The following is a 25,604-nucleotide window of genomic DNA, read 5'->3' as shown; positions in this document are numbered from 1 at the left end:
GAAACTGGGGGAAAGAGGAAAGAGCGTAAAAAATGAATATGGAAGCAAAAATTCGTGAAGCCCTTACGGCAGCTTTCGAGGCCGAGACGCTCGATGTGATCAATGAGTCGCGTTTGCACAGTGGGCATGCTGGCGACGATGGCTCTGGCGAGAGCCATTTTCGAGTTCGAATGAAGGCGGCTGGCTTTGAGGAGATGAGCCGAGTTGCGCGTCACCGTGCTGTGCATGCGGCTTTAGGGCCACTCAACGAACAGATTCACGCGTTGGCTTTGGAGCTGTCCTGATCGTCATCTAAAGACTCGGCTTCGACGGGCTCGGGCAGGGTCTCAAAGAACTGTGAGGGCGCAGTGTCTTCCCATACAGGCTGGGGTGTGTGGGCAAATTCATCGGCGGCCTCTTGGACTTTTTTGCGAAAGACGAGCACAGAGCGGTAAACCACATTCGTGGATCTAAATCCTGAACGCTCTTCGCTTGGCAAAGTTTCAGCGCGCACAAACTCCCAACCTTCGTGTGCTTTTGAATTCATAAGCTCTTGAAGAGAATTGGCAAAACGGTCTTCATGTGACTTGATGCCTTTGGCCTTGAGGCCTTTGCGTGGTGCGGAGATAACTTTGTATTCGTACACTTTGTAACCCTTGTTGCAGCTCATGACGCGGTTTGACCCTAACAGGCACACGCGGCAGTTTCCATTGTTTGTATTTGTTTAGCTCTTGTGGCGGATGCCCATAGGGCGACCAACGAAACTTGGGATGGGGAGTTTGGCGTGCGCGGTGCGCATCGTCTTGAATGTCTCAAGAATATCTCCGGGCATGGACGCGACCCTTGGACCTGACTGGTCAATGTGCAGGCACATCCCTTCTCCGCCAGCAGACACCCACCCATCTTCATGGATGAGTTCTTGGCAAAAGTGGATAGACTTGTCATTCGTATCAAGCACTTGGAAAGTTGCGCGCAAGCGGTCTCCCTCGTGGACCTCGCGTATGTAGTGCATGTGATATTCGGCGGAGTAGGTCGTGTGCCCTGTGCGAGTGAGATAATCACCACCAAAGCCGATCTCGTGCCAGAGTGCGTCAACGCCCAAATCCATGAGGACGTTGTAGTAGGCCATATTGAGATGCCCATTAAAGTCGATCCACTCAGGGCGCACGACCATTGGCTCGGAGATAAACGGCTTGGTCATTGTCGGGCTCAGCCGCCCAGCTTGGCTTGGACCAAATCGTTCACAGCCTTGGGGTTGGCCTTGCCGCCTGTGGCTTTCATGACCTGACCAACAAACCAGCCTGCGAGCTTGGGGTTTTCGCGTGCCTTTTCGACCTGAGCGGGGTTGGCTGCGATGATCTCGTCCAGTGCGGTCTCGATGGCGCCTGTGTCTGTGACCTGCTTCATGCCGCGGGTCTCAACGATTTCGGCGGGGTCGCCGCCTTCGGTATAGACGATCTCAAAGAGGTCTTTGGCAATTTTGCCAGATATCGTGTCGACTGCGATCAGGTCGATGATCCCGCCAAGTTGGGCCGGCGAGACGGGGCTTTCGCTGATGTCTTTGTCTTCATCCTTTTTGAGGCGACCAAAGAGCTCGTTGATAACCCAATTTGCAGCTGTCTTGCCGTCGCGGCCTGCGGCCACCTCTTCAAAGTAGGTCGCGTTTTGAACTTCGGCTGTGAGCACCGAAGCGTCATATTCTGTGAGGCCATAGTCTGACATAAAGCGTGCGCGTTTCGCGTCTGGCAGCTCGGGCAAGGAGGCAGCGATCTCATCGACCCATGATTGCTCAATCTCAAGCGGCATCAAGTCTGGATCAGGGAAGTAGCGGTAATCATGCGCTTCTTCTTTTGAGCGCATGGAGCGTGTTTCGCCTTTGTCTGGATCGTAGAGGCGCGTTTCTTGTGTGACTTCTCCGCCCTCTTCAAGAATTTTGATCTGGCGACGCGCTTCATAGTCGATCGCTTGCTGGATGAAACGCATCGAGTTCATGTTTTTGATTTCACAGCGGGTGCCGAGGTGGCTGAAGTCTTGCGTCGCCATGTATTTTTCATGCTGACCTGCGCGGCAGACCGATACGTTGACATCGGCGCGCAGGTTTCCGTTTTGCATGTTGCCATCGCATGTGCCGAGGTAGCGCAGAATCTGACGCAGCTTGACGACATAGGCGGCGGCCTCTTCTGGGCTGCGAATATCTGGACGCGAGACGATTTCCATCAGCGCAACGCCTGTGCGGTTGAGATCGACGAAAGACATGTTCGGGTCCATGTCGTGGATCGATTTGCCAGCGTCTTGTTCAAGGTGAATGCGCTCGACGCGTACGAGACGGGCCACACCAGGGGCCATATCCACAAGGATCTCGCCTTCACCGACGATGGGCTCATAGAGTTGGCTGATCTGATAGCCTTGCGGCAAATCAGGGTAGAAATAGTTTTTGCGGTCAAACGCTGATTTGAGGTGAATTTCGGCCTTGAGGCCAAGGCCCGTGCGCACGGCTTGTTCGACGCAGAACTCGTTGATGACAGGCAACATGCCAGGCATGGCAGCGTCAACAAAGGCGACATTAGAGTTTGGCTCGGCACCAAACAGTGTTGAAGCGCCAGAAAACAGCTTTGACTTGGAGCTGACCTGCGCATGGACTTCCATGCCGATCACAAGTTCCCAGTCGTATTTCGCGCCCGCGATCACTTTGGGCTGCGGTGTTTCATAGGCCAGATCCAGCATTGCCTCGTCCTTTGTGCGTCTTATGCAAATTCGAGGTCGGTTCTAGGCCAGCCTTAGGGGCGGGGCAAGGGGGAGTTAGGCTTGAGGGGAAAGTGTGAGCCCACCTTTGCCAAACTCAAGGATTTTGCCGCTGATGATATCGTTTTTGAAGTGACTTGCGATGGCATTGAGTGCGGTGTCGCGCCCTTTACGCAAAAGTGCGCCTCGCGGTGGCAGGCATGTTCCGGGGTTTGGGCCCAGATCGGCTTCGGCCCAGAGGAGCGGATGAAGCTCGCGCAGGTTTTCCCGCAGGATGTGATCAAACATCGAGTGAATGTTCTGACGCACTTCACGCACGATATCTGGCGCTTCAACAGGTGTGCGCACGGGCGACATCGTAATGCCTGTATATGCGGCCAAGAGGTTAGCGATATGTTGGTCGGGTTGAAGATAAAGAATATCGCGCAGGCCATCGAGGAAGAAGTCGATATCCAATGCGCGTGCAGCACCTTGATCAACCCTCAGGGCATCAAGAAACACCCATGTGTAGCCGCCGTTTCCCCAAAACTTGCTGCACCGTGCCGCTGTGCGACGGGCTTCGAGGTCTAGCGCATCATAGGAGCCGAACCAGCGCGGCAACAGAAAGTTGCCTAAGCTGCGCATCGGTGCGGTATTGGCTGGGTTAAGATCAATGAGACGCTCATAGGCATCGGCAATATGCATGGCGGGCTGAGGCTTTGCCACAACAAGCGAGCATTGCGCCGCTGCCAGAAGCGGTGAGGCGAGGGCCGTGCGGGAGAAGCTGTCGAGAATGTCTCTTGCGCGTTCAAAATGTGCTTCAAAAAGAGCGAGGTTGCGCGCGGGAATTTCATGAGACCAGTTTGAGCCACGCCATGCCCAGCCGATATCCATGTGTGCTTGCGCAACGATTTCGGCGATGGCGTAGTCATCAGGGAATTCAAACAGAATGTCTTCGAGGGCTTCTATTCCCGCCAGACCTGGCGTGAACCCGTCTGCAATGGCGTGCTCTGTCGCAAGCACCACATCTGTTCGGGCGCCCAGGCTGAGCAGATCTGCGTGGGGCATGCCGCAGTGGGTCGCGACTTTGCGGTTGTCAGCGGCGCGGATCAGGCGGCTGAGTTCCTCCCAACGCTCCTGCCGAGCGAGAAACTGACCACGATCCTGAATGCGCACGCGCGTGCTTTCTTCTGGGGGCTCGACAGCTGTCGGGATCAGAAGTTGTTCTTGCAAGCGGCTGGCAAGCTGGCGTTGTGTCATTTCAACGGGGGTGTCTGTACTGCCAGAACGCTTTGCGCGGGGCAGAAGCGCAAGATTTTGACGGGCTTTTGCCGCCAGTTCTGGAAGATTTGACAGAAGTGCCATATTGATTCGTTCCCATATCAGGACCCCTTTGTGTCGGCGCAATCGGGCCAAAACAGGGCAAATGCGGGTTGGATTTCGGGAAAACTAGGCAAGATTTAGTGGACTGTGCAGGCCTCGGAAACAATCACTCATGTCTGAGCGAAAAGATTGCCAAATAGGGCCCAATCGGCTTAAGACCCAAAAGATGTTTGCTGCCAAGTTTCATAATGTTTTGTGTGTGGGTCTGTTGCTTGTTTTAAGTAGGGGCGCTGCTTTTGCGTCTGAGACCCTTCCCATGGGGGATCCTATTGCGGAGCTTTCTGCGCAAACGATGGCCTTGATCGACCCTCGCGGGGAAGAGGACGAGGGCTCTCTTGATGATCACGTTCTTGCCCCTGGGCCTGAGTTTGCCAAGATACGGCCTCAGGCGCGCAAGGCGTCATACTCCACAGCGAGTGATGCGCGTCTGGCCCAGATCAGGCCAAAAGGCCGACCCTATGAGTTTGCTTTGCCCCATACGCGGTGGGAGCACCGCCCGGGCCATAAGGACTGGACGACCACTGCGATGAAGGCGGTCTTGTCTCATGGCAAGCCTTTGACGAAGACTGTGCCCAATGACTACCGTGACTGGTGTCCTGCCTACGCAGAGAATGACGAGTTCCGCCGTGCGATGTTCTGGGTTGGGTTTATGTCGGCTTTGGCCAAGCACGAGAGTACCTACCGCGCTGATGCAGTGGGGGGCGGCGGGCTCTGGTATGGCTTGCTCCAGATTTTGCCGTCCACAGCACGGCTATACAAATGTCAGGCCAAGACGGGCGAGGCGCTCAAGGATGGTGGGCTAAACTTGAGCTGTGCCACTCGGATCATGAGCAAGACGGTTGCGCGCGATCAAGTGATCCACGGGTTTTTCCCTGAAAAGAAGCGCAAGTATCAGGGTGTGACGCAAGACTGGGGACCGATGCATTCGTCTTCCAAGCGCGCGGAAATGGCAGAATGGACGCGCAAGCAAGCCTACTGTGTCTCGCATAAAAGCCTGCGCCCGAAAGCGCGCCCTGAAGATCTTTTGGCGCAAAACGAAGGCTGATCAGCCAATAAGTGAAAAGTGATGTCGCTCAGTTGGGATGCCCAGAGCGCGCAACTCAGCCTCAAGGACTTCATGGGGCGGTGTGCAGGCATGTGGTAGACGCAGCTTGCGATTGTCTTTCAGAAAAAGCGTGACCTTAACGGAAAGATCAAGCCGTGTGTCAAACCGCGCGCGCAGGATCAGGCCAACGGGCATTTCATCGGTCAGCCTTGGCGTGCTCCAGCGCATATGCGTTTCTGTGAGCTCAAACGTGCTGATCGGGTTTTGGACCGCCTCCCAAAGGGCAGGCAGCGTGAACAGAGCCAAAAATGTCGCGATATAGAGATTGAGATCAATCATCCAAACAAGCCCAAGCAGGACCGCATAGACGCCAGCAAGTGTAAGCAGGGCGGCAGGGGAGCGGCCGTAGGAGGTGTGCATCATAGGCAAGCTCATTTGCCACCCGATACCAACGACTGCCGCTGTCCTTGAGGGCGCTGCACTGGCTTAGCCCTCCAAGATACGCGTGACCATTTCGGTGGTATCACGACTGAGATCATTTGTGGAAAGGATGCGCGTCAGTTGGTCTTTTGCAAGGCTTCGGCGCGTATCGTCATACCTAGCGAAAGTCTGAAAGGCGGTGCACATCCGTGCGGTTGTCTGTGGGTTAAGCGCGTCGAGCTTGATAAGCCAGTCTGCGAGCAGCGCATATCCCCGCCCTGAGCTGTGGTGAAAGCCTGCGTGGTTCATGGACAGCGCCCCGAAGACCGCGCGGAAGCGGTTTGGGTTTTTCAGGGTGAAGAGGGGATGCGCTGTCAAAGCTTCGGCGACATCTGCCGCTTTTTCGGGCTTGGCCAAAGCCACTTGGGCCGCGAACCACTTGTCCATCACCAAGCGGTCCCCTTTCCAGAGCTGGAAAAAACTCTCGGCTTCGTCGGCGCCTGTGTCTTGTCCCAAAAGGGCGTTGAGTGCGGCGAGCTTCAGGGTCATGTTGTCGGCGGTCTTGAATTGCGCGCGCGCCTGCGCACCACCGTCCATACGTGTAAGCATGTAGAGAATGCGCCCGTTGAGCGCACGTTTGCCCGCGCCTGTTGCATCGGGAACAAACGGCCCATCAACGGTTGTGTCAGCGTAGAGCCGTGGCAGGCTGTCGGCCAGCTCTTGCGCAAGACTTTGCGCCATTGTCTCGCTGGCGTCATAGATGGCTTGCGGATCAGGCGTATGGCCTTGGGCATGCAAAGTGGCGGCGAGATCGTCTTGGCCAATGGGCTGGAGGACAAGCGCGCGGAACGCGGGATCAAGGCTGTCGTCGCGCGCAACACGCACAACGGCGTCAAGGAATGCTGTATCGGGCGCGGCGCTTGTTGTGACGCTGGCGATGAGGCTGGCGCGGCGCAGGGCTTGTCCCGCTTCCCATTTGTTGAAGGGATCAGTGTCATGGGCCAGCAGGAAGGCGCGCTCTGCATTGCTGCGCTCATGCTCCAGAACAACGGGCGCAGAAAAGTCGCGCAGGATTGAAGCTACAGGCTTTGAGACGAGGCCCTCAAAGGAAAAACTCTGCTGACGCTTTGTCATTTCGAGCAGGGTTGTGGGCTGCACCTCGTCGCCATTGGGGTTGAGCAAGCCGACGGCAATGGGAATGACGCGTGGTTTCTTTTGAGGCTGACCAGGTGTGGGTGGTGTTTCTTGTTTGAATGTAAGTGTATAGCGTCCGTTTTTGAACTTTTCGGTCACAGTGAGGCGGGGCGTGCCTGCGGAGCTATACCAGCGCTTGAAGCGTTTCAGGTTGCGGCCTGTGACCTCTTCAAACACTTTCAACCAGTCCTCAATCGTGGCGGCGTCGCCATCATGGCGGGTGAAATAGAGATCAAGCGCTTTGTAATAGTCTTCATCGCCGACAAGTCGTTTGAGCATGCCGATGACTTCTGCGCCTTTCTCATAGACGGTAGCTGTGTAGAAGTTGTTGATCTCAACGAAGCTCTCGGGGCGCACAGGGTGGGCCAGCGGGCCGCCATCTTCGCGGAACTGGCGGCCGCGCAGATCGATCACATCCGAGATGCGCTTGACAGAAGCGGAGCGCAGATCGGAGGTGAACTGGCTGTCGCGATAGACAGTGAGCCCCTCCTTGAGGCAGAGCTGGAACCAGTCACGACACGTAATGCGGTTGCCTGTCCAGTTGTGGAAATATTCATGCGCAATAATGGCTTCGATACGCTCGAAATTGTCGTCTGTGCTGGTCTCCGGGCTGGCGAGGACGCAGGAGGAATTGAAGATATTGAGGCCTTTGTTTTCCATCGCGCCCATGTTGAAGTCATCAACCGCGACGATATTGAAGATATCAAGGTCGTATTCGCGGCCATATACCTCTTCATCCCATGTCATCGACGCTTTGAGCGCTTTCATGCCAAAGGCGCATTTGTCCTCATCGCCTTTGCGCACCCAGATGTTCAGCTCAACATCGCGGCCTGACCGGGTTTTGAAGTTGTCTGGATGTTTCACGAGATCGCCGGCAACGAGAGCAAAGAGATAAGCGGGCTTGGGCCACGGGTCATGCCACTCGGCAAAGCCAGTACCAGCGTCGCCTTTGTTGCCATTTGACAAGAGTACGGGCTCTGAGCCCTCGACGCGCACTGTGAACGTGCTCATCACGTCTGGGCGGTCTGGGTAGTATGTGATTTTGCGGAAGCCCTCGGCTTCGCACTGCGTGCAATACATGCCGTTGGACATGTAGAGGCCTTCAAGCGCGGTGTTTGTTTCAGGGCTGATTTCGACTTCGCTCTCCCACACAAGCGGGCCCGCGGGTACATCCGCTGTCAGACCTTTCGTTGTGATTTTGGGCGATATCGCTGCGCCGTTGATCGCAGCACTGATGAGTTTGAGATTCTCGCCATGTAGAAAGAACTCTTGAGGTTGCACAGCAGGATTGGGAACGAGGCGGATACGACTTTTCACCCGCGTTTTGGTTGGATGCAGAGCGAACGTCAGATGCACCTCTTCCACAGTCCAGCCAAAAGGTGCGTAGTCTTTGAGGTAGATGGTTTCGGCGCTCGTCTGGCTCATGGGAGGCTCCTGTCCTGCAGTTGTACAGACGGTAAGCGCGCCAGCGCGGAGCTTCAATAGGGCATCCTATATTGGCAGTTTCATTGCCTTGAAAATCCTGAAGGTTTTTCTGTTCGTCTCGAACATCCGAAAGATTGCGCCTTGAGCGCTTCGCGGGCTACAAGGTTCTTGGAGAAATTTAGCAAGATAGGGCGTGTCATGACACAGCGGGTAGAGCGAGCAGGGCTTTCAGTGGATGCGGAGTTGGCGCAGTTTGTCGATACAGTTGCTTTGCCCGACACAGGCGTGGCGGTCGACAGCTTTTGGGCTGGCTTTGCGGCGATGCTCGCAGATTTGACGCCGAAAAACCGTGCTCTCTTGGAGAAGCGCGAGAGCTTGCAGGCCCAGATTGATGCTTGGCATATCGCGCATCGTGGCAAGCCGCATGATCACGCCGCCTACAAGGCCTTTTTGCATGAAATTGGCTATTTGATCACTGAGGGGCCTGATTTCGAGATCGATACGCAAAATGTTGACCCTGAGATCGCCTCGATCCCTGGGCCACAACTTGTGGTTCCAATCACCAATGCCCGTTATGCCCTCAATGCTGCCAATGCGCGCTGGGGCAGTCTGTATGACGTTCTCTATGGCACGGATGCGATGGGCTCGATGCCGCCTGCTGGTGGATATGAGCGCGGACGCGGTGCGCGGGTTGTGGCGCGGGCGCGCGTGTTTCTGGACGACGCCTTTCCCGTTGAGGGCACATCGCATGCGGATGCGCGGCGCTATCATGTTCAGGATGGGCGGCTCCTTGTTGATGAACGGCCGCTCCAAAGCCCGGAAAAGTTCGTGGGCTACACGGGGAACCCGAAGGCGCCTGACAGTATTTTGCTCAAAAACAATGGCTTGCACGTCGAACTGGTATTCGATCGCGCCCATCCGATTGGCAGCCATGATCAGGCCTTGCTGGCCGATGTGCAGCTTGAAAGTGCTTTGTCGGCGATTATGGATTGCGAAGATTCTGTTGCCTGTGTGGACGGGGAAGACAAGACGCTGGCTTATTCCAATTGGCTGGGCTTGATGAAGGGTGATCTTAGCGCCGATATCGAAAAGGGCGGCAAAACTGTGAGCCGTCGCTTTGCTGACGACCGTGAATATACCGCGCCTGACGGGGGTAAGCTTGTGCTGAAGGGGCGCGCATTGATGTGGGTGCGCAACGTTGGGCATTTGATGACCAACCCAGCGATTCTTGATGCGCAAGGAGACGAAGTATTTGAAGGGCTGATGGACGCTGCGATCACCACCATGATTGCGATGCATGACCTCAAGCGTGACAGCGGCAACTCGGTACACAGCTCAGTCTACATCGTAAAACCCAAGATGCACGGGCCCGAGGAAGTCGCTTTTGCGGATGAAATATTTAGCCGCGTTGAGGGCTTGCTCGGATTGCCCGCCAATACCGTGAAAATCGGTGTGATGGACGAAGAGCGACGCACCTCTGTGAACCTCAAAGAATGCATCCGTGCCGCGAAATCGAGAGTTGCTTTCATCAACACAGGTTTTCTTGACCGCACGGGCGATGAAATTCACACCTCCATGGAAGCGGGACCGTTTAGCCGCAAGGACTTTATCAAACGCAAAGGTTGGATCGGGGCTTATGAAAACCTCAATGTCGATATCGGCCTTGAGTGTGGCCTCTCGGGCAAAGCGCAAATTGGCAAGGGGATGTGGGCGATGCCCGATCTCATGGCGGCAATGATGGAGCAGAAGATCGAGCACCCGAAAGCCGGAGCAACCTGTGCTTGGGTTCCGTCTCCGACCGCTGCGACCCTGCATGCGTTGCACTATCACAAGGTAGATGTGCTTGCCGTGCAAGCGAAGTTGCGCAAGGGCGGGCGCCGCGCGCATGTGGACGGAATTCTGGATATTCCGCTGGCGACTTATCGCAGATGGACCAAAGAGCAGATCAGCCGCGAGGTAGAAAACAATGCACAGGGCATTCTGGGCTATGTGGTGCGCTGGGTTGATCAGGGAGTGGGCTGCTCCAAAGTGCCTGACATCAACGATGTAGGGCTGATGGAAGACCGCGCGACCTGCCGTATTTCGGCTCAGGGGCTCGCCAACTGGCTGCATCATTCGGTTGTAGATGCGCAGGAAGTTATGACTGCAATGCGCAAAATGGCTGCTGTTGTAGATGCACAAAACGCTGGCGACCCAGCCTATAAGCCAATGGCTCCAAGCTTTGATGGAATTGCGTTTCAAGCGGCCTGCGATCTGGTCTTCAAGGGGCGTACACAGCCGTCAGGTTATACTGAGCCTGTCTTGCACGCGCGCCGCCTTGAACTGAAGGCTTCGCTTTAGGCTAAAGCACGTACGGCAACAGCAAAGGCATGCGCCTCTTCGGAGGCGCAGCCAAGCTGGGCTTTGGCCTCAAATACATCTTTGAAATCAATCTCGGGAAACAGCTCCGAAGCGGCCTCTGCGAGGGTTTTTCCTGTGTTCATGACGCTTGCGCAAAGCTCTTTGGTTTTGAGCTGTGCTTCGGGGCGTGGCATTGCGCTGGCCAGCGCAAAAGACAAAGCTTCAGCAAAGATCAGGCCTTGGCCGCTGTGAAGCGTCGCGTTCATTTGCTCCGTGTTGGGGGAGAGCGCCGCGGCCATACGCTCTGCATGGCCAAGCGCGGCACCTGTGCCGAGCACGAGCTGTGGAACGGTAAGCCATTCGGTGATCCATGCGCCGCCGTCCCGCTGCTGGGCGTGTTGGGCGCTGGCTTGCAGACTTGAATTGAGCGCTGTGACATGGGTCGCTAAGGCTGCGATCACACCTGCGGAAACGGGGTTTTGTTTTTGGGGCATGGTTGAGGAGCTGCCCGCACCGCCAAGTGTCACTTCGGCAAGCTCTGTCATGGTCAGTTCTGAAAGGTCCGCCGCCATTTTACCCAGAGCATTGGTCAGGCGTGTCGCCCAAGACGCCAGTTTGACGATGGGTGTTCTGTCACTGTGCCAGCTGTGCGCGGGATCATGAAGTCCGAGGGCCGTTGCGAGTGCGGCGCGTGTTTCGCTTGCTTTGGGGCCAAGCGCGCTGCTTGTGCCTGCTGCGCCCGAGAGGGAGACCCAAAAAGCAGTATCGCGGGTGGACTCAAATTCTGCTACGAGTGTGAGCAGTGGATGGCCCCATGCGGCGGCGACCGCACCGAAGCTTGTTGGGGTGGCGTGTTGTCCCCAAGTGCGGCCTGACATTGGCGTTTCGCTATTTTTTTCAGCGAGATCCGCAAGGTTTGTGAGGTGTTGCTTGAGCGTGGTTTGGATGTGATCAAACGCGCGCTTGAGGCGCAGCATGAGGGCCGTATCAAGAATATCTTGAGAGGTCGCTCCCCAGTGCAAATATTGTGCGTGTTCAGGGGCCTCCAAGGTTTTGCGGAGGGCGGCGAGAAAAGCAGGGATACTGACGCCGTTTTGCGCTGTTGCTGCGGCCAGCCCTGAGGGATCAACCTGAACTTCCATCGCTGCGCGATGTAAGAATGCACCGCTGATCTCGGGGATGACGCCAAGTGTACCTTGGACTTTGGCCAGAGCGCCTTCGACGAGCAGAAGCGCGCGCATCTCGGCGCTGTCGGTGAAGAGAGCGGCCAGTTCGCCTGTGTCAAAGAGTTTGGCGAGGTGCTGGCTGTCAAAGGCGGAAGCGGCCATCAGATATGTCCGATCTCTGAAAGGAATGTGGTGAGCAAGGCAGCGTAAGCTTCGGGCTGTTCAACGCACGGCAGATGTCCTGCGCGGCGGATAATTTCAAAGCGCGAGCCGGGAATAAGCGCGGCGGTTTCAGCCACAAGATCAGGCGGCGTGGAACCATCTTCTGAGCCTGCAATCGCCAATGTAGGAAGGCGTAGGCCTGAGGTCGGCGTGATAAAGTCTGTGCCTGCAATGGCGGCAGAGCAGCCGATATAGCCCTCTTTTGGCTGTCTAATGAGCATATTGCGCCATGCGGTAAACGCTGGCGTTTCACGAAAGGCAGGGGCAAACCAGCGCTCAAGGATACTGTCGGACAAGGCTTCTATCCCACCCGCCTTTACGGCTTCGATTCGATCTTGCCACATCTCGCGCGTACCGATCTTGGCACCTGTATTGGACAGCACCATGGCACGCATCAAATCAAGGCGTTTTACGGCCAATCCTTGGGCAATCATCCCACCAATTGAGAGCCCGACAAAGACACAGTCTTTCACGGCCAAATAATCTAGCAGACTTTCGACGTCGCGCACCAATGTGCCCATCGAATAGGGCGCATCAGGGCAGTCAGACAGGCCGTGGCCACGCTTATCATAGCGAATAAGGCGTAGGCCTTTGGGCAGATGTGGCAGCACGGAGTCCCATAGGCGCAAGTCCGTTCCGAGGGAATTTGCGAAAACAACGACAGGCCCATCTTTGGGACCTTCGTCTTTGTAGTGAAGGCGGATATCGCCGAGGTCGGCTATCTTCATGTGCATGTCTCCGCAGCTTAGCGCTTTTGGGGCCTTAATCAGGGTGAAGAGGTTATAAACGGCCCCTATGGCCAAAGTATAGGCCAGAGCGTCGGGTTTTGGGCGTCAGTCTAAATAGGCCAGCGCCTTTTGAAAGACTGAAACATCGACATTCCCACCTGTGGTGACAGCGATGAGTGTGGATGCATTGGTCTTTTCTGCGTGAAAGAGCGCAGCCGCAAGGCCGACCGCGCCGCCCGGCTCGACGACTATTTTGAGACGCTGGAAAGCATGGGCCATGGCTTTGAGCGCTTCTTCTTCTGTGACGACAATTCCTGAGCCGCAATGCTCTGCCATGATCGGGAAGGTCATATCTCCGGGCTGTGGGGTGATGATGGCGTCACATAGAGAACCGGTAAGCTGCTCATTTCGTTCGATTTTGCCTGAGGCCAGCGAGCGTGTCACATCGTCAAACCGCTCTGGTTCACACGGGCGTACCTTGAAACCAGGCGCTTCTGCCGCGAGTGCGAGGGCGATTCCCGAGGTGAGCCCGCCACCGCCACAACAGACCAGTACGTCTGCGTCTCGCACACCGAGGCCTGCGGCTTGAGCGGCGATCTCGAGGCCTGTCGTGCCTTGGCCTGCGATGACAAGTGGCTCGTCATAGGGCTTGATTAAGGTCAGGCCGCGCTGTTTCGCGATGGTTGCGCCGATCTCGTCACGGTCCTCCGTCGCGCGGTCGTACAGGACGACTTCCGCGCCGAGGGCGCGTGTGTTTTCGATTTTGAGACGGGGAGCATCCGAGGGCATGATGATCACCGCGCTGACACCATGAAGGGCTGCTGCGTAGGCAACGCCTTGGGCGTGATTGCCCGAAGAGAAAGCGATCACGCCGTTTTTGCGCTGATCTTCTGGTAGGCCAGACAGGGCCGACCAGCCCCCGCGAAACTTGAAGGAGCCAGTGTGCTGAAGGCATTCGGCTTTGACAAACACAGGCTTGCCGGCGATCTCGTCAAGAAAGGGCGACGAAAGGAGGGGCGTTCGGCGCGCATGACCTTCAAGGCGAATGGCTGCGGCGTGGATCATATCGATATTCATAGGCGTTTTGTCCATTGAAGCAGCGCTTCAAGCGCTGCGGGTTCGTCCAAGTATGGCACATGGCCACGGTCAGGGACCACGGCGGCGATCATGTCGGGGCGTCGTTCGCGCATGTGCGCGAAGGTCGTTTCACTTAGCAGGTTGGAGTTTGCTCCGCGCAATGCGCAGAGGGGCAAATCTGAGAGTGCCTCAAAGCGCGGCCAGAGATCGGGCAAATCCGCATCAAGTGCAGCAAGAACACCTTGACGTAGGGCTGGATCGTAATTGAGTTCTAGCCCTGTATCGCCTTGGGTAAACAGCCGAGAAATTTCTTCACGAAAGCGGATGGTTGGGACATTGTCAAAGCCTTGTGCAAGGTCGGGCCAAACTTTCAGAAGGCTGTCAAAGTCCTTGAAGTTGGGCTTTTTACCGATCACGAGCGCGATCTTTTCAAGGCCTTGGCGAGCAAGCTCTGGCCCGACATCATTGAGTGCCACACCAAGCAGGCGCGGCTTGGCTATGGCCGAGAGTGTCATGGCGATAAGCCCGCCACGAGATGTGCCTAATACCGCAGCTTGAGACAGGGCCAGATGATCCATAAGTTCGAGCACGTCACGGCCCTCTATGAGAGGTGTATAGGTGCTTGGATCGGCCCAGTCCGACAACCCGCGACCGCGGTAATCCAGCCGGACAAGCCGCATATGGGCAAGGTGCGGTGCCACAAAGTCAAAGTTGCGCACCGTTCGTGTGAGGCCAGACAGGCAGAGGAGGGGCGTGCCCACTCCCTCGTCTTCATAATGAAGCGATAGCCCGTCTGATGTCTGGAACTTAGGCATTGTTGCGCTCAGCGACCAGTTCAGGCAGTTCTTTCAAGTCACTCAAGATATGCTTGGGCTTTCCTGAGAGGCGATCCATCGGCAGGCCTGTGCGGTTAACCCATACGGTTTCAAAACCGAACGATGTAGCGCAGGAGGCATCCCAACCGTTGGACGAGACAAAGATCACCTCATTTGGCTTGGCGCCCAGCACGGTTTCAACCAGCTGATAAACTTTGCCCGAGGGTTTGAAAATGCCAACATCTTGGACCGAGAGCACGGCGTCAAACTGGCCCGATAAGCCAGCGGATGAGACCGCGCCATTGAGCATATCGGGAGATCCATTGGAGAGGATTGCCGTTTGAAGCCCTGCTGCGCGCAGTCGTTGCAGCATCTCAGGGACTTCGGCAAAGGCCGAGAGGGACCAATAGAGCTGCAACAGCCGCTCACGCAGATCGGGATTGCCGTGGAGACCAGTCGCTTCGAGCGCCCAGTCAAGTCCATCGCCCGTCACTTGCCAGAAGTCTGTATGATCGCCTGTAACGGCGCGAAGCCACGTGTAATTGAGCTGTTTGTCGCGCCAAAGAGCGGCAAGGGTTTGCCACTTGTCGGCCAACTCTGGAAAGGCGGGGTCCGCGGCCGCTTCCCGCGCTGCCGCTGTGACGTCAAACAAAGTTCCATAGGCATCAAAGACGCAGGCTTTTATAGACATCACATTCTCCCTTGGTGATTTCGAAAAACACTGGGGTAGGGGATAGGAAAGGTCAATGCGCTGGGTGTTTGCATTCAGGAGATTTGACGTTTAGTTTATTTGCGAGCCTGAGAACCTGCGCAGCTGCCGCGGCCTCTAAATTCATTTCCCCCAAATAGAACTGGACACGCTATGAGCGAAGTAAAGAGCGGTGATACCGTACGCATTCATTATACTGGAACCCTGAGCGACGGATCTGTTTTTGATTCGAGCCAAGGCAATGATCCGCTGGAGTTTGTGGTTGGTTCCGGCCAGATTATTCCAGGTCTTGACGTTGCGCTTCCTGGAATGAAAGTCGGTGACGAGAAGCGTGTCGAGATTGCTTCGGAAGATGCTTATGGCCCCCATCACGCCGAAGCGCGCCAAGCTGTGCCCCGTACAGAAATTCCTGCTGATATTCCTCTTGAGGTTGGCTTGCAGCTTCAAGCCAAGAACGAGCGCGGCGAAATTATGCCGCTCACAGTTGCGGAGATCACGGATGAAACAGTTGTTCTAGACGCCAATCACCCGTTGGCAGGCAAAGATCTGACCTTTGAGATTGAACTCGTGTCCGTAAACTAAGCGATTTTGGGCGGGTTTGAAACAAAACCCGCCCAAGTCTCTCGAAACCTTGATTGGTGAGTGAGACCCTCTTTGCGCTATGTCATGATTAGCGAAAGCGTGAAGGAGAAGTCCATGTGGCGCATCATAACATTTGTCATACTTATGCTTGCGGGCTTCGCAGCATCGGCTGGTGCCGACGAGCGCCGGCTCGTTGTTGTTGAACTCTTCACGTCGCAGGGCTGTTCGAGTTGTCCGCCAGCTGACGCGTTTTTGCATGAGCTTGCAAAGCGCGAGGATGTTCTCGCGCTTGGGATGCATGTTGATTATTGGGATTATATTGGCTGGAAAGATGTGTTTGGTCAGAAGGCACATTCCGAGCGTCAGCGCGCCTACGCCCATGTCGGTGGGCGCCGCTCCGTTTATACGCCGCAGATGATTGTCCAGGGTGAGCAGCATGTTGTCGGAAACCACCCCGTCGAGGTGAATAGCTTGATCAAGCGACATCAGGAGCAGGCGGGTAAGGCGAGCCTGACTGTGGTTCGCGACGCGGGAAAGCTGCGTATCTCGGCACAGGCGCAAGGTGCGGCACAGCCTGTGGCCGTGCTTATGGTCCGCTATATGCCGCAAGGCGTGACCCAAATCCAAAAGGGCGAAAACGCGGGCCGAGAGATTGCCTACGCGAATATTGTCACCGAGATCAAAGTACTCGATATCTGGGATATGAAGAGCCCGTTTGAGACAAGTGAGCGCGCCAGTGGTTCCGAGAAAACGGCAATTATCTTGCAAACACGCGGTCATGGACCGATTTTGGCAGCGGCACGCGCAGACTGAAACGAAATCGGTTTATTCTGCGGGTTGAAAGCCTTCAATGAGCTGCCTCAAGCCGAAGGCCGCTCCTGCAAAAATAGCTGCGAATGTAACTGGAGCCGAGTAACTTAGCGTAGAAAACGCCGAAAGACCTTGGCCAACGGTGCATCCCATGGCGATCACAGCGCCTGCGCCCATCAGGGCTCCTCCCAAGAGTTGACGGCGCAATTCGCGCGGGTCTTCGCAGGCTTCCCAGCGGAAATGTCCTTTGATGAGAGAGCCGATAAAGGCTCCGATCAGAACCCCCGCGACAGAACCTACAGCGAACGAGGGCAGGCCCGCTGATGACGTCATGGCAAAGAGAAGGGCTGCTCCAACGGGAGCGCTAAAGCTATGGGACACAACGGGAAAAGCACCAAAACCGTAGGCCGAAATATAGCCCGAAGCGGCCCAGCCGCTGACAATTGCCGCGGCCACAACCAATGCCCAGAACGCGGAGGCGGGCCGCTTGAGAAAGGCGGATGAGGCGAGAGAGGCAAGGGCTATGAGCAAGCCAATCGACATCCCAAGTGATGATATGCCAATGCCCGTTTGGGCCGCGATAAAGTGAACAATACCAGGGGGCGTTGTCGCTTGGGTCTGCGGAAAGGCCCAAATGCGCAGATAAGCGAGAGGACCCGAAAGCACGGCATATGCCGAGACGCCCATCACCAAAACAATAACGAAGGCTCGCATGTCGCCGCCTCCAAGACGCGCCAAAGCTCCAAAGCCGCAGTTGCCCGCAAGCGCCATGCCATAGCCAAAGAGCAACCCGCCCATGATGGAGGCGAGTGGCATCCACGTGATCGAAAGATAAAAGCTCTGCTCTAGCGGAACCAAGCCTGCGCCGTCGAGGGCATATGTACCCATGATCGCCGCGCCAATGGCGAGACCCCACATGCGCAAACGCAGGGTGTTATTGCCGTAAAGTGTGTCTTCAATTGCACCAAGTGTGCAAAACCGGCCGAGTCGCGCTGCAAGCCCGAGCAAAACGCCACCAAAAACGCCAGCAAGCGTCACGAAGCTGTTTTCAGAAATCATCTCAAGCACCTGCAACCCTCCCCAGTCACGATGCGGCGTGTTTAGCTATCGTCGTCGCAAAACAGCTCGTAAACAAGCTCCAAAATACGTTTGGGGCGATTGTCTGCCAATCGGTAGTAAATGGCTTTGCCGTCACGACGCGGGATGACTAGGCCCTCCATACGCAAGCGTGACAGCTGTTGGCTGACTGCAGCTTGGCGGGCGGACAAGAGGCTTTCCAGCTCGGTCACCGACTTCTCTCCCGTTACCAAGTGACAGAGGATCATCAGGCGGCCTTCATGGCTTACTGTCTTGAGGAAGTTTGATGCCTTGGTGGCATTGTCCATGAAGTTGTCGATCTCTGCATCGGTCAGATCGTCAGTGAATTGTGGAAGTCCCATCGGGTATCCTTCTACGCGGAGCTGGATGCCCCTGTTGTTCTAATTGCTGGCAGTCGAGCCGTCAGGTTTTATATAGCTTGTTTTGGCTCTTAACATCATTTCGAGAAGACCCCAAAAAAAATCTTCACCAGGGTAGCCTTCGATACGGCCGATTTCTGCGCCCTCATCTACGAGAACAAATGTTGGCGTGAAAACAACCTTGCGGGCGAATTGAACCTCTTCGGGTGCGCCTTCAGAAATATTTACGACCCTCAGCGGGGCAAACGCGCCTTCTGTTGTTTTTGGATAAATGGAGCCTATTGCCTTGTGCCAAGCTTGGCAATGGCTACAGCCTTTTTGCTCTACCATAATCAACTCGACGGCAAGCGCTTGGCCCGCCAGAAATATGGCAATGGCCATCGAGGAAATAAGACGAATGAACATGGTAACATCATTGACTGTTTCAATTACACTCAACATAATCTGAATATGTTAATATGACAAGGAGCGCGGGCGATGCTCGGCGAGATCAGCTATTGGGGCGCAGCGCTGGCCGGATTGGTGGCGTTTTTCACGCCATGTATTCTGCCAATGGTCCCGTTCTACCTGAGTTACATGGCGGGCATTTCGATGAGTGAGCTGCGTGAGGAGGGCGAGATTGCCCCTGGCGCGCAGAAGCGGCTTGTTGTTTCGGCGTTTATGTTTGCTTTGGGCGTGACCACTATTTTTATGCTTCTTGGCTTGGGTGCAACGGCACTGGGGCAGGCCTTCGCACAGTGGAAGCAGCCACTGTCTTATGTTGCGGCGGCGGTTATTTTTGTCTTCGGGTTGCATTTCCTTGGCATCATACGGATCGGCTTTCTATATCGAGAGGCGCGGGTTGAGAGCAAAGCTGACCCATCAACTGTCTTGGGCGCGTATCTCATGGGGCTGGCGTTTGGCTTTGGATGGACGGCTTGTGTTGGGCCAGTGCTTGCGTCGATTCTTTTTATGGCGAGTGGCATGGGCGAGCTTTGGAAAGGGGCGCTTTTGCTGGCCTGCTTCGGGCTAGGCATGACGGCGCCTTTTGTCTTGGCTGCTTTCTTTGCCAAGCCTTTCCTTGGCTTCATGGGGCGGTTTCGCCAATACCAAGGTCATGTTGAAAAGGTCATGGGAGTGATGCTGATCGTTTTTGCTATTCTCATCGCAACAAATACCGTCAACGTGATTGCCAACTGGATGATCGATTTTTTCCCCAGCTTTCAAACGCTGGGATGATGAGTGAAACGGGAGAGTAAAATGAAAAAGCTATTGCTAATGGTCGCGGCGCTCTGTCTCGCGCTACCTGTTTTCGCATCCGTAGTTGGAGACGATGGGCTGCACAAGACGGCATGGATGCGAGATACGTTCAAAGATCTGCGTGAAGATCTGGCTGAGGCAAATGCCGAGGGCAAACGACTCGCCATTATTATCGAGCAGCGCGGGTGCATTTATTGTAAGAAGTTGCACGAAGAGGTTTTTGTTGACCTTGCGATCGATAGTTACATCACGGACAACTATTTTTTCGTTCAGATCAATATGTTTGGTGACGTTGAAGTTACGGATTTTGATGGCGAGACCTTGCCAGAAAAAGAGATGGTCCAGAAGTGGGGCGCACTATTTACCCCCTTGATGATTTACTTCCCCGAGGAAGTCGCGGAGGGCCTGACAGCCCCGCAAGCGGCTGTGGCGCAAGTGCCCGGTGCGTTTGGGAAGTGGACAACGCTGAATATGCTTACTTGGGTGAACGAGAAGGGCTATGCAGGCGACGAACCTTTCCAAAAATATCATGCACGCATGCTGGAAACGCAACTTTCGCAATGAATTCTGATGGCTTTGCGCCTTTCGGGAATGTCGGGCGGGGATTGGTATTTAAATAGGTAAATTCATTTTTCTGAATTTGTTGTTGCGAGTCTCTTGCCTGTCCACTACGGTATGCAGAGCTAACCTAGCTTTAGAACACGGGTGGCCAAGGGAGGAAATATGAGGTTCACAACACTTGCACTGGCGGCAACGCTTACAGCTGGAGCGGCATATGCCGAAACAGTTGAGCCAGCAAATGTCGTCTTCACGGAAGATGGCGCGGTTGAAATGTCGCTGAGCGGCGTTGCCGGCAACGTAGAGGAAGGCATCGGTGTCTACTCTAGCCGCAGCAAAGGCAACTGCGTTGCTTGTCACGTCGTCAGCTCGCTGCCAGACGTTGCGTTTCCAGGTAACATCGGCCCTGCGCTTGATGGTGTGGCGGATCGTTGGAATGAAGCCGAATTGCGCGGCATCGTTTCAAACGCGAAGCTGACATACGACGGAACGATGATGCCAAGCTACTACAAAGTCGAAGGCTTTGATCGCCCTGGCAATGCCTATACGGGCAAAGCTGCCGAGGGTGCGCTTGATCCACTTTTGAGTGCGCAGCAAATCGAAGATGTTGTTGCGTTCCTTATGACACTGAAAGACGAGTGATCCGGGTTTCCGGAGCACTTTGAGAGAGACGTAAAAGGAGTTAGATATGGAATTCTCACGACGTGATACGCTCGCCCTTGGGGCCGGCGCTGTTGCTCTGACAATTCTGCCGTTTCAGGCCGCTGCGGCCGCGGACGACATGATTGCAGCGTTTACAGGTGGCGCGGATGTAGCTGAAGGCGGCGTAACGCTGACAGCTCCTGAAATCGCCGAAAATGGTAACACTGTCCCAGTCAGCGTATCGGCTGAAGGCGCAGAGGCGATTCTGCTTCTGGCGGCCGGCAACCCGACACCTGATGTGGCGACATTTAAATTTGGTGAGCTTTCAGGCAGCCAGAGTGCTTCTACGCGCATTCGTCTTGCAGGTACGCAAGATGTTGTTGCAGTGGCCAAAATGGCTGACGGCACGTTTGCACGCGCAAGCTCAACAGTAAAAGTGACAATTGGCGGCTGCGGCGGCTAATCAGAGGAGACGACTAAAATGGCAGATGGTGTAAAACCCCGTGTCAAAGCGCCAAAGTCAGCAGCAGCTGGCGAAGTTGTGGTGATCAAAACTCTGATCAGCCACAGCATGGAATCAGGTCAGCGCAAAGACAGCGATGGCAACAAGATTCCGCGCTCGATCATCAACCGCTTTACCGCGGAATATAACGGTAAGATGGTTATCGATGTTGAACTCGCGCCAGCGATCTCGACAAACCCTTACTTCGAATTCGAAGCAACTGTTCCTGAAGCCGGTGATTTCAAATTCACTTGGTATGACGACGACGGTTCTGTCTACGAAGACGCAAAATCAGTCGCAATCGCCTGATCAACACGCATGAGTGCCTTGCCCCGCAGAAGGGCAGGGTGCTTTCCAAGGGAGGAAATGCATGAACTTCAAGACAATGTCCCTCATCGGCGCGGTTGCGCTGGCTTTGCCAACATTTGGTATGGCTGACCCCGACGATGACACGCTGGTGATCAATGGCGAAATCGCCATCACCACAAAAGCTCCAGCTCCTGCTCATTTGTCAGACTCACTCGATGAAGTAATGTCTGGCTGGCACTTTCGCTCAGACGAAACGCAGGCCATGGAAATGGATGATTTCGACAACCCCGGCATGATTTTTGTCGAACAGGGCGTTGAAATCTGGAATGCGGTTGACGGTGGCGAAGGCAAGTCCTGCGCCAGCTGTCACGGTGCTCCAGAGGAAATGGCTGGCGTAAAAGCTGTTTATCCTAAGTGGAACGAAGCTGCTGGTGAAGTTCGCACACTTCAAATGCAGGTGAATGACTGCCGTGAAACCCGTATGGGCGCTAAGCCTTGGAAAACAGACAAAGGTGGCTCCATTCCGATGGAAGCTCTTCTCGCATCTGTTTCTCGCGGTATGCCTGTAAACGTGGCTATTGACGGTCCAGCTCAGGCGACATGGGAAAAAGGTAAAGAGATTTACTATACCCGCTACGGCCAGCTCGAGCTGTCATGCGCCAACTGCCACGAAGACAACTATGGCAATATGATCCGCGCGGATCACCTGAGCCAAGGCCAGATCAATGGTTTCCCAACATACCGTTTGAAAAACGCCAAGCTGAATGGCACGCACAGCCGCTTCAAAGGTTGTGTGCGCGATACACGTGCCGAAACATTTAGCCCAGGTGGCCCAGAGTTTGTTGCACTTGAGCTTTACGTTGCAAGCCGCGGCAATGGTCTTTCTATCGAAGGCCCATCAGTCCGCAACTAAAACACCCGAAACCCGCAGCTTTCGTAGCTGCGGGTTTCTTTTTGTCAGAACGCATTAGGTTTTGTGCATATGTTGCCGCCAATGCCCGAAGGAAGGTTCTCAAGCCATGATCTCACGCCGCGATTTTCTACAAGTTTCTATGGCCGCGTCAGCGCTTTATGGCGCGAGCGGTTTTGGCAATTGGGCCCGCCTCGCGGCGCAGCAGGCGCTGACGCAAGATCAGCTTCTTGAGTTTGAAACCTATGGCAACGTGAGCTTGATCCACGTCACAGATATTCACGCGCAAATGAAGCCGATTTTCTTCCGCGAACCTGAAGTGAACATTGGTGTGGGTGTCAACAACGGGCACGTGCCGCACATCACGGGCGCTGATTTCCGTAAGCTCTACGGTATTGCTGATGGCAGCCCCTCGGCCTATGCGCTGAGCTATAATGATTTTACGTCTCTTGCGCAGCAATATGGCCGCGTTGGGGGCCTTGACCGCGTTGCCACTGTGGTAAACTCGATCCGCGCGGACCGCCCTGATGCGCTGCTGCTTGATGGCGGTGATACATGGCACGGTTCCTATACCTGCTATCAGACCGAAGGTCAGGATATGGTCAACGTTATGAACGCGTTGAAGCCAGATGCGATGACCTTCCACTGGGAGTTCACTTTGGGTTCCGAGCGGGTGAATGAGCTTGTCTCCAGCCTGCCGTTTACGTCTCTTGGCCAGAACATTTTTGATGCCGAATGGGACGAGCCCGCCGAGCTTTTCAAACCCTACAAATTCTTTGAGCGCGGTGGTGTGAAAATCGCCGTGATCGGGCAAGCTTTCCCTTATATGCCGATTGCCAACCCACGCTGGATGTTCCCTGAGTATTCGTTTGGCATCCGTGAAGACAACATGGCAGCCATGGTGCAGGAAGTTCGTGACCAAGGCGCAGAGCTTGTTGTTGTGCTGAGCCACAACGGCTTTGACGTGGACAAGAAGATGGCTGGCAATGTCGAGGGCATTGACGTGATCCTTTCAGGTCACACGCATGACGCGCTCCCTGAGCCAGTGCTTGTGGGCAAGACGCATATCATCGCCTCAGGCTCAAACGGTAAGTTTGTCAGCCGTGTCGATCTTGATGTGCGCGACGGTGAAATGAAGGGAATTCGGCATAAACTTATCCCGATTTTCTCAGATGTAATTACGCCCGATGCCGACGTGGCCAAGCTCATTGATGTTCAGCGTGCGCCTTATGAGGATCAGCTGAAAGAAGTGATCGGCACGACCGACACGCTGCTCTATCGCCGCGGGAACTTTAACGGATCTTGGGATGACCTGATCTGCAATGCTCTGATGTCAGAGCGCGAAGCTGATATCGCGATGAGCCCTGGTGTGCGTTGGGGGCCGAGCATTCTCCCAGGTCAGGAGATCACCCGGGAAGATATTTGGAACGTAACTTCAATGACTTACGGTGAAGCGTATCGTTCGGAAATGACCGGTGAATTCATCAAGGTGATTCTTGAAGATGTGGGCGACAACCTCTTCAATCCAGACCCTTATTACCAACAAGGCGGTGATATGGTTCGCATCGGCGGCATGGGTTACAAAATCGACGTAAGCAAGCCACAAGGCGAGCGGATTTCTGAAATGACGCTCCTCAAGACGGGCGAAGCGATTGATCCTGCGAAGAACTACGTTGTTGCTGGTTGGGCCAGTGTTAACGAAGGCACAGAAGGCCCGCAGATTTGGGATGTGGTGGAAAATCACATTCGCAAACAGGGCACTGTCACGCTTGAAGAGAATACATCGGTGAAGGTTACAGGCGCGTAAACGCTCCGATCCGGATTTATTCTGCCGATTTGAAAATAAAAACGCCCGCGTGATTTACGCGGGCGTTTTTTGTTTTGGGGGATCGCTTAGCGCTTCTGGCGGGCCATAAAGGCAAGGCGCTCAAAGAGATGTACGTCTTGCTCGTTTTTGAGGAGGGCGCCGTGGAGTTTTGGCAAAGCGCTTGCGGCGTCTCGCTTGAGATCTTCTGCACTCAAGTCCTCGGCCAGCAGCAGTTTGAGCCAGTCGAGTACTTCGGAGGTCGACGGCTTCTTCTTGAGGCCTGATTGATCGCGAATTTCATAGAACTGCGTGAGGGCTGTTGTGAGCAACTGCTCTTTGATTGAGGGGTGATGTACCGCCACGATCTGGCGCATTGTGTCCATATCGGGGAAACGGATGTAATGAAAAAAGCAGCGGCGCAGGAAGGCGTCCGGAAGTTCTTTTTCATTGTTTGAGGTGATGATGATCACGGGCCGGTTCTTGGCGCGGATCGTTTCACCCGTTTCGTAGACGTGGAATTCCATGCGGTCGAGCTCCTGGAGAAGATCGTTCGGGAACTCGATGTCTGCTTTGTCGACTTCGTCGATCAGCAGGACAACGCGTTCGTCAGATGTGAACGCCTCCCAAAGCTTACCTTTTTTGATGTAATTTTTAACATCATGCACACGCTCTTCGCCAAGCTGGCTGTCGCGCAGACGGCTGACGGCGTCATACTCATAGAGGCCTTGCTGGGCTTTGGTGGTGGATTTTATGTTCCATTCGATCATGCGAAGGCCCAGAGCACTGGCAACTTGACGTGCAAGCTCTGTTTTTCCTGTTCCCGGTTCGCCTTTGACAAGGAGCGGGCGCTCCAGCGTGACAGCGGCGTTGACGGCTGTTTTGAGGTCCTCGGTGGCGATGTAGGCCTCGGTTCCTTCAAATCTCATGTGAGCACTGCCTTCTTGATTGTTGATTTCCAAGGCAAACTAGCCGAGACGCAATTTCACCGCAATCTGATGTTATCGGGTAGTGACATTCAGCTTCCTTAGAGGTAAGAGCGGCGCAGACGAAGCGCGCAGTGTAGGAGAGTAACCCGTGTCATTGACTCGCTCAAACGTAGGGGAAAAGGAAATGAAAGCAGAGTTTTTTCTGCCTGATGATTACCGTCCAGCAGAGGACGAGCCTTTTATGAACGAGCGTCAGCTCGAGTATTTTCGCAGAAAACTCATCACGTGGCGCGAGGAATTGCTGGAAGGCAGTCGCGACACGATCGAAGGGCTTCAAGAGAGTACTCGCAACATTCCTGACGCGTCTGACCGCGCTTCTGAGGAAACGGACCGCGCACTTGAGCTGCGCACCCGTGACCGTCAGCGCAAGCTTGTTTCCAAAATTGATGCCGCGCTGCGCCGTATTGGTGAGGGCGAGTTTGGCTACTGTGAGGTGACAGGCGACCAGATTTCACTCAAGAGACTTGATGCACGTCCGATTGCGACCATGAGCCTTGAGGCTCAGGAGCGGCATGAGCGGCGCGAGAAAGTCCACCGCGACGATTGATCTGCGCGGCGGAACGAGACAAAAAATAGGG

Annotated in this window: 28 protein-coding genes; 13 read left to right on the top strand and 15 right to left on the bottom strand. The window is 55.0% G+C overall.

The features are described 5' to 3' along the window. Positions 1–32 precede the first annotated feature (32 nt). Entirely contained in the window at positions 33–284 is a 252-nt protein-coding gene (locus P8O11_RS12255) for a BolA family transcriptional regulator (RefSeq protein WP_273498702.1), read from the top strand. Here P8O11_RS12255 and P8O11_RS12250 read toward each other — a convergent pair. The 4 genes from P8O11_RS12250 to P8O11_RS12235 all read right to left on the bottom strand — a co-directional run bounded on the left by P8O11_RS12250 (position 257) and on the right by P8O11_RS12235 (position 4,065). Continuing rightward, positions 257–649: a DUF4177 domain-containing protein gene (locus P8O11_RS12250; RefSeq protein ID WP_300294563.1), complete on the bottom strand. Its 393-nt coding sequence runs from the start codon at positions 647–649 to the stop codon at positions 257–259. The genes P8O11_RS12255 and P8O11_RS12250 overlap by 28 nt on opposite strands. A 54-nt stretch (positions 650–703) precedes the next feature. After that, positions 704–1,180: a thioesterase family protein gene (locus P8O11_RS12245; RefSeq protein ID WP_300294561.1), complete on the bottom strand. Its 477-nt coding sequence runs from the start codon at positions 1,178–1,180 to the stop codon at positions 704–706. A gap of 8 nt (positions 1,181–1,188) precedes the next feature. Then, positions 1,189–2,703 carry an Asp-tRNA(Asn)/Glu-tRNA(Gln) amidotransferase subunit GatB gene (gene gatB / locus P8O11_RS12240; RefSeq protein ID WP_300294559.1) on the bottom strand — a complete coding sequence of 505 codons (1,515 nt, stop codon included), beginning with the start codon at positions 2,701–2,703 and terminating at the stop codon, positions 1,189–1,191. A gap of 75 nt (positions 2,704–2,778) precedes the next feature. Next, a complete protein-coding gene (locus P8O11_RS12235) occupies positions 2,779–4,065 on the bottom strand; it encodes a hypothetical protein (RefSeq protein WP_300294557.1) in 1,287 nt (428 codons plus the stop codon). 274 nt (positions 4,066–4,339) lie between these two features. Between P8O11_RS12235 and P8O11_RS12230 the strand changes: the two genes are divergently transcribed. Beyond that, positions 4,340–5,128: a transglycosylase SLT domain-containing protein gene (locus P8O11_RS12230; RefSeq protein WP_300294555.1), complete on the top strand. Its 789-nt coding sequence runs from the start codon at positions 4,340–4,342 to the stop codon at positions 5,126–5,128. On the opposite strand, the gene P8O11_RS12225 is transcribed toward P8O11_RS12230, so the two are convergent. Both P8O11_RS12225 and pepN read right to left on the bottom strand, forming a co-directional pair. Continuing rightward, a complete protein-coding gene (locus P8O11_RS12225; protein ID WP_300294553.1) occupies positions 5,129–5,551 on the bottom strand; it encodes a hypothetical protein in 423 nt (140 codons plus the stop codon). Between the two features lie 63 nt (positions 5,552–5,614). Continuing rightward, positions 5,615–8,167: an aminopeptidase N gene (gene pepN, locus P8O11_RS12220; protein WP_300294551.1), complete on the bottom strand. Its 2,553-nt coding sequence runs from the start codon at positions 8,165–8,167 to the stop codon at positions 5,615–5,617. A 198-nt stretch (positions 8,168–8,365) separates the two neighbouring features. On the opposite strand from pepN, the gene P8O11_RS12215 reads away from it, so the two are divergent. After that, on the top strand, positions 8,366–10,507 hold the full coding sequence (locus P8O11_RS12215) for a malate synthase G (RefSeq protein ID WP_300294550.1): 2,142 nt from the start codon (positions 8,366–8,368) through the stop codon (positions 10,505–10,507). On the opposite strand, the gene P8O11_RS12210 is transcribed toward P8O11_RS12215, so the two are convergent. The 5 genes from P8O11_RS12210 to P8O11_RS12190 form a co-directional block, all read right to left on the bottom strand. Continuing rightward, complete coding sequence (locus P8O11_RS12210; RefSeq protein WP_300294548.1) at positions 10,504–11,835, bottom strand: lyase family protein; 1,332 nt, start codon at positions 11,833–11,835, stop codon at positions 10,504–10,506. The genes P8O11_RS12215 and P8O11_RS12210 overlap by 4 nt on opposite strands. Next, a complete protein-coding gene (gene pcaD, locus P8O11_RS12205; protein ID WP_300294546.1) occupies positions 11,835–12,623 on the bottom strand; it encodes a 3-oxoadipate enol-lactonase in 789 nt (262 codons plus the stop codon). The genes P8O11_RS12210 and pcaD overlap by 1 nt, the downstream gene beginning before the upstream one ends. Before the next feature lie 105 nt (positions 12,624–12,728). Beyond that, positions 12,729–13,700, bottom strand: a complete 972-nt coding sequence (locus P8O11_RS12200) for a threonine/serine dehydratase (RefSeq protein WP_300294615.1) — start codon at positions 13,698–13,700, stop codon at positions 12,729–12,731. Continuing rightward, the gene (locus P8O11_RS12195) at positions 13,697–14,515 is read right to left on the bottom strand and encodes an alpha/beta hydrolase (protein ID WP_300294544.1); all 819 of its coding nucleotides are present in this window, start codon (positions 14,513–14,515) and stop codon (positions 13,697–13,699) included. The genes P8O11_RS12200 and P8O11_RS12195 overlap by 4 nt, the downstream gene beginning before the upstream one ends. Further along, positions 14,508–15,206 carry a haloacid dehalogenase type II gene (locus P8O11_RS12190; RefSeq protein WP_300294542.1) on the bottom strand — a complete coding sequence of 233 codons (699 nt, stop codon included), beginning with the start codon at positions 15,204–15,206 and terminating at the stop codon, positions 14,508–14,510. The genes P8O11_RS12195 and P8O11_RS12190 overlap by 8 nt, the downstream gene beginning before the upstream one ends. A 171-nt stretch (positions 15,207–15,377) precedes the next feature. Between P8O11_RS12190 and P8O11_RS12185 the strand changes: the two genes are divergently transcribed. Both P8O11_RS12185 and P8O11_RS12180 read left to right on the top strand, forming a co-directional pair. Then, entirely contained in the window at positions 15,378–15,806 is a 429-nt protein-coding gene (locus P8O11_RS12185; RefSeq protein ID WP_089890046.1) for a peptidylprolyl isomerase, read from the top strand. A 114-nt stretch (positions 15,807–15,920) separates the two neighbouring features. Continuing rightward, positions 15,921–16,619: a thioredoxin family protein gene (locus tag P8O11_RS12180; protein ID WP_300294539.1), complete on the top strand. Its 699-nt coding sequence runs from the start codon at positions 15,921–15,923 to the stop codon at positions 16,617–16,619. A 12-nt stretch (positions 16,620–16,631) separates the two neighbouring features. Here P8O11_RS12180 and P8O11_RS12175 read toward each other — a convergent pair whose 3' ends face one another. Genes P8O11_RS12175 through P8O11_RS12165 form a run of 3 tightly spaced genes read right to left on the bottom strand, consistent with a single transcriptional unit; the run spans position 16,632 to position 18,478 of the window. Continuing rightward, on the bottom strand, positions 16,632–17,684 hold the full coding sequence (locus tag P8O11_RS12175) for a YeeE/YedE family protein (RefSeq protein WP_300294537.1): 1,053 nt from the start codon (positions 17,682–17,684) through the stop codon (positions 16,632–16,634). 32 nt (positions 17,685–17,716) lie between these two features. Next, complete coding sequence (locus tag P8O11_RS12170; protein ID WP_089890052.1) at positions 17,717–18,055, bottom strand: helix-turn-helix transcriptional regulator; 339 nt, start codon at positions 18,053–18,055, stop codon at positions 17,717–17,719. Between the two features lie 39 nt (positions 18,056–18,094). Further along, entirely contained in the window at positions 18,095–18,478 is a 384-nt protein-coding gene (locus tag P8O11_RS12165) for a thioredoxin family protein (RefSeq protein ID WP_300294535.1), read from the bottom strand. Between the two features lie 72 nt (positions 18,479–18,550). On the opposite strand from P8O11_RS12165, the gene P8O11_RS12160 reads away from it, so the two are divergent. The 7 genes from P8O11_RS12160 to soxB all read left to right on the top strand — a co-directional run bounded on the left by P8O11_RS12160 (position 18,551) and on the right by soxB (position 24,040). Then, positions 18,551–19,291 (top strand): cytochrome c biogenesis protein CcdA, encoded by a 741-nt coding sequence (locus P8O11_RS12160; RefSeq protein WP_300294533.1) that lies wholly within the window; start codon positions 18,551–18,553, stop codon positions 19,289–19,291. Between the two features lie 21 nt (positions 19,292–19,312). Next, a complete protein-coding gene (locus P8O11_RS12155) occupies positions 19,313–19,876 on the top strand; it encodes a thioredoxin family protein (protein WP_300294531.1) in 564 nt (187 codons plus the stop codon). Between the two features lie 159 nt (positions 19,877–20,035). Next, positions 20,036–20,512, top strand: coding sequence for a sulfur oxidation c-type cytochrome SoxX (gene soxX / locus P8O11_RS12150; protein WP_300294529.1), 477 nt, complete (start codon positions 20,036–20,038; stop codon positions 20,510–20,512). 46 nt (positions 20,513–20,558) lie between these two features. Then, positions 20,559–20,975: a thiosulfate oxidation carrier protein SoxY gene (soxY, locus tag P8O11_RS12145; protein ID WP_300294527.1), complete on the top strand. Its 417-nt coding sequence runs from the start codon at positions 20,559–20,561 to the stop codon at positions 20,973–20,975. An 18-nt stretch (positions 20,976–20,993) separates the two neighbouring features. Then, positions 20,994–21,323, top strand: coding sequence for a thiosulfate oxidation carrier complex protein SoxZ (gene soxZ, locus P8O11_RS12140; RefSeq protein ID WP_089890070.1), 330 nt, complete (start codon positions 20,994–20,996; stop codon positions 21,321–21,323). A gap of 61 nt (positions 21,324–21,384) precedes the next feature. Next, positions 21,385–22,236, top strand: a complete 852-nt coding sequence (gene soxA / locus P8O11_RS12135) for a sulfur oxidation c-type cytochrome SoxA (RefSeq protein ID WP_300294524.1) — start codon at positions 21,385–21,387, stop codon at positions 22,234–22,236. 106 nt (positions 22,237–22,342) lie between these two features. Further along, a complete protein-coding gene (gene soxB, locus P8O11_RS12130; protein WP_300294522.1) occupies positions 22,343–24,040 on the top strand; it encodes a thiosulfohydrolase SoxB in 1,698 nt (565 codons plus the stop codon). An 86-nt stretch (positions 24,041–24,126) separates the two neighbouring features. Here the strand turns inward: soxB and P8O11_RS12125 are convergent, their stop codons facing one another. After that, positions 24,127–24,966: a MoxR family ATPase gene (locus tag P8O11_RS12125; protein WP_300294520.1), complete on the bottom strand. Its 840-nt coding sequence runs from the start codon at positions 24,964–24,966 to the stop codon at positions 24,127–24,129. A gap of 184 nt (positions 24,967–25,150) precedes the next feature. Between P8O11_RS12125 and dksA the strand changes: the two genes are divergently transcribed. Then, complete coding sequence (gene dksA, locus P8O11_RS12120; protein WP_300294518.1) at positions 25,151–25,573, top strand: RNA polymerase-binding protein DksA; 423 nt, start codon at positions 25,151–25,153, stop codon at positions 25,571–25,573. Positions 25,574–25,604 lie beyond the last annotated feature (31 nt).

It is taken from the genome of Lentibacter sp., from assembly GCF_029254145.1.
Taxonomy (GTDB): Bacteria; Pseudomonadota; Alphaproteobacteria; order Rhodobacterales; family Rhodobacteraceae; genus Lentibacter.
Note: the sequence above shows the minus strand (reverse complement) of the source record. Positions and strands in the feature narration are given on the sequence as shown.

Excerpts from the sequence above, each read along its gene's own strand:
- P8O11_RS12255 (WP_273498702.1), top strand. The coding sequence starts at position 33 with ATGAATATGGAAGCAAAAATTCGTGAAGCCCTTACGGCAGCTTTCGAG.
- P8O11_RS12250 (WP_300294563.1), bottom strand. The coding sequence starts at position 649 with ATGAGCTGCAACAAGGGTTACAAAGTGTACGAATACAAAGTTATCTCC.
- P8O11_RS12245 (WP_300294561.1), bottom strand. The coding sequence starts at position 1,180 with ATGACCAAGCCGTTTATCTCCGAGCCAATGGTCGTGCGCCCTGAGTGG.
- gatB (WP_300294559.1), bottom strand. The coding sequence starts at position 2,703 with ATGCTGGATCTGGCCTATGAAACACCGCAGCCCAAAGTGATCGCGGGC.
- P8O11_RS12235 (WP_300294557.1), bottom strand. The coding sequence starts at position 4,065 with ATGGCACTTCTGTCAAATCTTCCAGAACTGGCGGCAAAAGCCCGTCAA.
- P8O11_RS12230 (WP_300294555.1), top strand. The coding sequence starts at position 4,340 with ATGGGGGATCCTATTGCGGAGCTTTCTGCGCAAACGATGGCCTTGATC.
- P8O11_RS12225 (WP_300294553.1), bottom strand. The coding sequence starts at position 5,551 with ATGATGCACACCTCCTACGGCCGCTCCCCTGCCGCCCTGCTTACACTT.
- pepN (WP_300294551.1), bottom strand. The coding sequence starts at position 8,167 with ATGAGCCAGACGAGCGCCGAAACCATCTACCTCAAAGACTACGCACCT.
- P8O11_RS12215 (WP_300294550.1), top strand. The coding sequence starts at position 8,366 with ATGACACAGCGGGTAGAGCGAGCAGGGCTTTCAGTGGATGCGGAGTTG.
- P8O11_RS12210 (WP_300294548.1), bottom strand. The coding sequence starts at position 11,835 with ATGGCCGCTTCCGCCTTTGACAGCCAGCACCTCGCCAAACTCTTTGAC.
- pcaD (WP_300294546.1), bottom strand. The coding sequence starts at position 12,623 with ATGAAGATAGCCGACCTCGGCGATATCCGCCTTCACTACAAAGACGAA.
- P8O11_RS12200 (WP_300294615.1), bottom strand. The coding sequence starts at position 13,700 with ATGAATATCGATATGATCCACGCCGCAGCCATTCGCCTTGAAGGTCAT.
- P8O11_RS12195 (WP_300294544.1), bottom strand. The coding sequence starts at position 14,515 with ATGCCTAAGTTCCAGACATCAGACGGGCTATCGCTTCATTATGAAGAC.
- P8O11_RS12190 (WP_300294542.1), bottom strand. The coding sequence starts at position 15,206 with ATGTCTATAAAAGCCTGCGTCTTTGATGCCTATGGAACTTTGTTTGAC.
- P8O11_RS12185 (WP_089890046.1), top strand. The coding sequence starts at position 15,378 with ATGAGCGAAGTAAAGAGCGGTGATACCGTACGCATTCATTATACTGGA.
- P8O11_RS12180 (WP_300294539.1), top strand. The coding sequence starts at position 15,921 with ATGTGGCGCATCATAACATTTGTCATACTTATGCTTGCGGGCTTCGCA.
- P8O11_RS12170 (WP_089890052.1), bottom strand. The coding sequence starts at position 18,055 with ATGGGACTTCCACAATTCACTGACGATCTGACCGATGCAGAGATCGAC.
- P8O11_RS12165 (WP_300294535.1), bottom strand. The coding sequence starts at position 18,478 with ATGTTCATTCGTCTTATTTCCTCGATGGCCATTGCCATATTTCTGGCG.
- P8O11_RS12160 (WP_300294533.1), top strand. The coding sequence starts at position 18,551 with ATGCTCGGCGAGATCAGCTATTGGGGCGCAGCGCTGGCCGGATTGGTG.
- P8O11_RS12155 (WP_300294531.1), top strand. The coding sequence starts at position 19,313 with ATGAAAAAGCTATTGCTAATGGTCGCGGCGCTCTGTCTCGCGCTACCT.
- soxX (WP_300294529.1), top strand. The coding sequence starts at position 20,036 with ATGAGGTTCACAACACTTGCACTGGCGGCAACGCTTACAGCTGGAGCG.
- soxY (WP_300294527.1), top strand. The coding sequence starts at position 20,559 with ATGGAATTCTCACGACGTGATACGCTCGCCCTTGGGGCCGGCGCTGTT.
- soxZ (WP_089890070.1), top strand. The coding sequence starts at position 20,994 with ATGGCAGATGGTGTAAAACCCCGTGTCAAAGCGCCAAAGTCAGCAGCA.
- soxA (WP_300294524.1), top strand. The coding sequence starts at position 21,385 with ATGAACTTCAAGACAATGTCCCTCATCGGCGCGGTTGCGCTGGCTTTG.
- soxB (WP_300294522.1), top strand. The coding sequence starts at position 22,343 with ATGATCTCACGCCGCGATTTTCTACAAGTTTCTATGGCCGCGTCAGCG.
- P8O11_RS12125 (WP_300294520.1), bottom strand. The coding sequence starts at position 24,966 with ATGAGATTTGAAGGAACCGAGGCCTACATCGCCACCGAGGACCTCAAA.
- dksA (WP_300294518.1), top strand. The coding sequence starts at position 25,151 with ATGAAAGCAGAGTTTTTTCTGCCTGATGATTACCGTCCAGCAGAGGAC.